The sequence below is a fragment of the Kineococcus indalonis genome (assembly GCF_009906395.1).
Lineage (GTDB): Bacteria > Actinomycetota > Actinomycetes > Actinomycetales > Kineococcaceae > Kineococcus > Kineococcus indalonis.
The window spans coordinates 1-2408 of record NZ_JAAALM010000570.1 but is presented as its reverse complement, the minus strand read 5'-3'; the positions used below and the strand labels follow the sequence as shown (position 1 = coordinate 2408).

Genomic DNA, 2408 nt, shown 5'->3' with positions numbered 1-2408 from the left:
CAGGAGATCCGCCATGCCTCGCACCCCCCACCTGCACGTGCCCGACCTGTCCGGCCGGCGCGCCGTCGTCACCGGAGCCAGCGACGGCATCGGCTTCGGCATCGCGCGCCGGCTGGCCGCCGCCGGGGCCGAGGTGCTCCTGCCCGTGCGCAACCGCGTCAAGGGCGAGGCCGCCCTGGCCCGCATCCGCGCCGCGCACCCGGGCGCCCGCGCCTCGCTGCGCGCGCTGGACCTGTCCTCGCTGCGCTCGGTGGCCGCCCTGGGCGAGCAGCTGCGCGCCGAGGGCCTGCCCGTGCACCTGCTGGTGAACAACGCCGGCGTCATGACCCCGCCCGAGCGGCAGGTCACCGCCGACGGGTTCGAGCTGCAGCTGGGCACCAACCACCTCGGCCACGTGGCGCTGGTGGCGCACCTGCTGCCGCTGCTCGTCGCGGGCCGGGCCCGCGTCACCTCGCAGGTCAGCGTGGCGGCGCGCAGCGGGGAGGTGAACTGGGACGACGTGAACTGGGAGGCCTCCTACGCCGGCATGCGCGCCTACGGCCAGTCGAAGATCGCCTTCGGCCTCTTCGGGCTCGAGCTGGACCGGCGCAGCCGCGCGGAGGGCTGGGGCATCACCAGCAACCTCTCGCACCCCGGGGTGGCGCCCACCAGCCTGCTGGGCGCGCGCGCGGAACTGGGCAGGGAGCGCGACACCCCGCAGATCGCCCTGATCCGCCGCCTCTCGCGCGCGGGGGTCCTGGTGGGCACGGTGGACAGCGCGCAGCTGCCCGCGCTGTTCGCCGCCACCTCGCCGCTGGCGCGCGGCGGGCGGCTGTACGGGCCCTCCGGGCCCGGCCACCTCGGCGGCGGCCCGGCCGAGCACGCCCTGTTCCGGCCCCTGCGCGACGCGCGGGCGGCCGAGCGCGTCTGGCGGGTCTCCGAGGAACTGGCCGGGGTCTCCTTCGCCGCTCCCGCGGCGGCCTGAGCGGGGACCGCGCGCCGCGGCAGGCGGGTGCCCGGGCCGCACCGGGGACCGGTGCGGCCCGGGCACCTCACCCGAAGTGCGCGTCGGCGGTCGCCTGGTCGGCCTCGAAGATGCGGATCTCGTCGATGAGGCCCTCGCGCACGCGGTACAGGTTCAGCCGCAGCAGCTCGAACGGCGAGGGGCCGCCGAAGCGCTCGCGCACGAACAGGGCGACGTGCTCCTCACCGGCGAGCATGTCGAGCAGGTCCACCCGCACCTCACCGGGGGCGCGGGCCAGCGCGGCGCGCAGGTACCCCACCACCTCCGCCTTGCCGTTCTTCACGCCCGCGACCGGCGAGGTGCCCGGCACGTGCCCGACGATGCCGGGGGCGAAGTGGGCGAAACCCTCCTCCCACCGCCCGGCGCGCATCGCGCTGATGTAGCTGGTCATGACGTCCACCGCGGTCGTGCGCGTGTTCTGCACCGGAGTGCTCCTGACTCGTCGAGGGTCGGTGCTCGTGGGCGCGGCGGACCTGTCCGCCGCGCTCACTGCTCGGTGTCCTGGGTGGCGGAGAAGTCCTTCAGGGTGTTCACGCCGGCGCCCGGGGCGAAGCGGTCCCGGCCGGTCCCGCCGGTGAGGGTGTCGTCGCCGTCGCCACCGACGAGGACGTCACGTCCCGCGTCGCCGCTGAGGACGTCGGCGCCGCCGGCGCCGACGAGCAGGTCGGAGCCGACCGTGCCGGTGAGCGTGTTCGCGCCGCCGTCGCCGACGGCGACGGCGATCCCCAGGGTGCGCGAGGCCTCCCCGTCGGAGGCCTTGAGCGTGACCAGGGCCTTGCCCGCCACGCCGCTGCTCGCCGTGATCGTCACGGTCCGCACTCCGTTGAGGCCGGTGCCGAAGACGACCGACGAGTTCGGGACCAGCGCGGTGTTGCTGGAGGAGGCGCTGAGGACCAGCCCGCCGGCGGGCTGGTCGGGATCGCTCACCACGAGCGGGAAGGTGCCGGAGCGGGCGCCGGCGGAGAGCGAGCCGCTGCCCGGGTCGACGAGCAGCGTGGGGGTCACGTCGGGCGCGACCACGAGGCGGACGGTGGCGGGGGCCGAGATGTGCCCGCTGGCGTCCTGCACCTCGTAGGTGAAGGAGTCGGTGCCGGCGAAACCCTTGTCCGGGGTGTAGGTGATGCTTCCGTCGAAGGCCAGCTTCGCCGTGCCGTGCTGGGCCTGGTCCCGCCGCACCGAGGTGATCCGCTCGTCCTGCGGGTCCACGTCGTTGCTCAGCACGCCACCGGGGGCCTTGAGCGTGAAGGTGGTGTCGTGCTTGACGAAGAAGACGTCGTCGAGGGCCACCGGGTCCAGCGCACCGGCGGAGGCGGTGGACAGGGCGCCCAGGGGGATCAGGGCGACGGTCAGGGCCGTGGCCAGCGCGGCGCTGCGGGTGCGGCGGGCGGTGCGGGCACGGCGGGTG

At 75.7% G+C, this 2408-nt stretch carries 3 protein-coding genes; 1 reads left to right on the top strand and 2 read right to left on the bottom strand.

Going from position 1 to position 2408, the window contains the following annotated elements; genetic code table 11:
• Positions 1–13 precede the first annotated feature (13 nt).
• Positions 14–964, top strand: a complete 951-nt coding sequence (locus GTR00_RS18990; RefSeq protein ID WP_166613123.1) for an SDR family oxidoreductase — start codon at positions 14–16, stop codon at positions 962–964.
• Positions 965–1031: 67 nt separating this feature from the next.
• Here GTR00_RS18990 and GTR00_RS18985 read toward each other — a convergent pair whose 3' ends face one another.
• Positions 1032–1427 carry a nuclear transport factor 2 family protein gene (locus GTR00_RS18985; RefSeq protein ID WP_166613122.1) on the bottom strand — a complete coding sequence of 132 codons (396 nt, stop codon included), beginning with the start codon at positions 1425–1427 and terminating at the stop codon, positions 1032–1034.
• Positions 1428–1489: 62 nt separating this feature from the next.
• On the bottom strand, positions 1490–2408 hold a 919-nt coding region (locus GTR00_RS18980), incomplete at its 5' end, for an Ig-like domain-containing protein (RefSeq protein WP_205706195.1).

What these genes read in the sequence shown, in the direction of transcription:
- GTR00_RS18990 (WP_166613123.1), top strand. Translation starts at nt 14, where the DNA reads ATGCCTCGCACCCCCCACCTGCACGTGCCCGACCTGTCCGGCCGGCGC.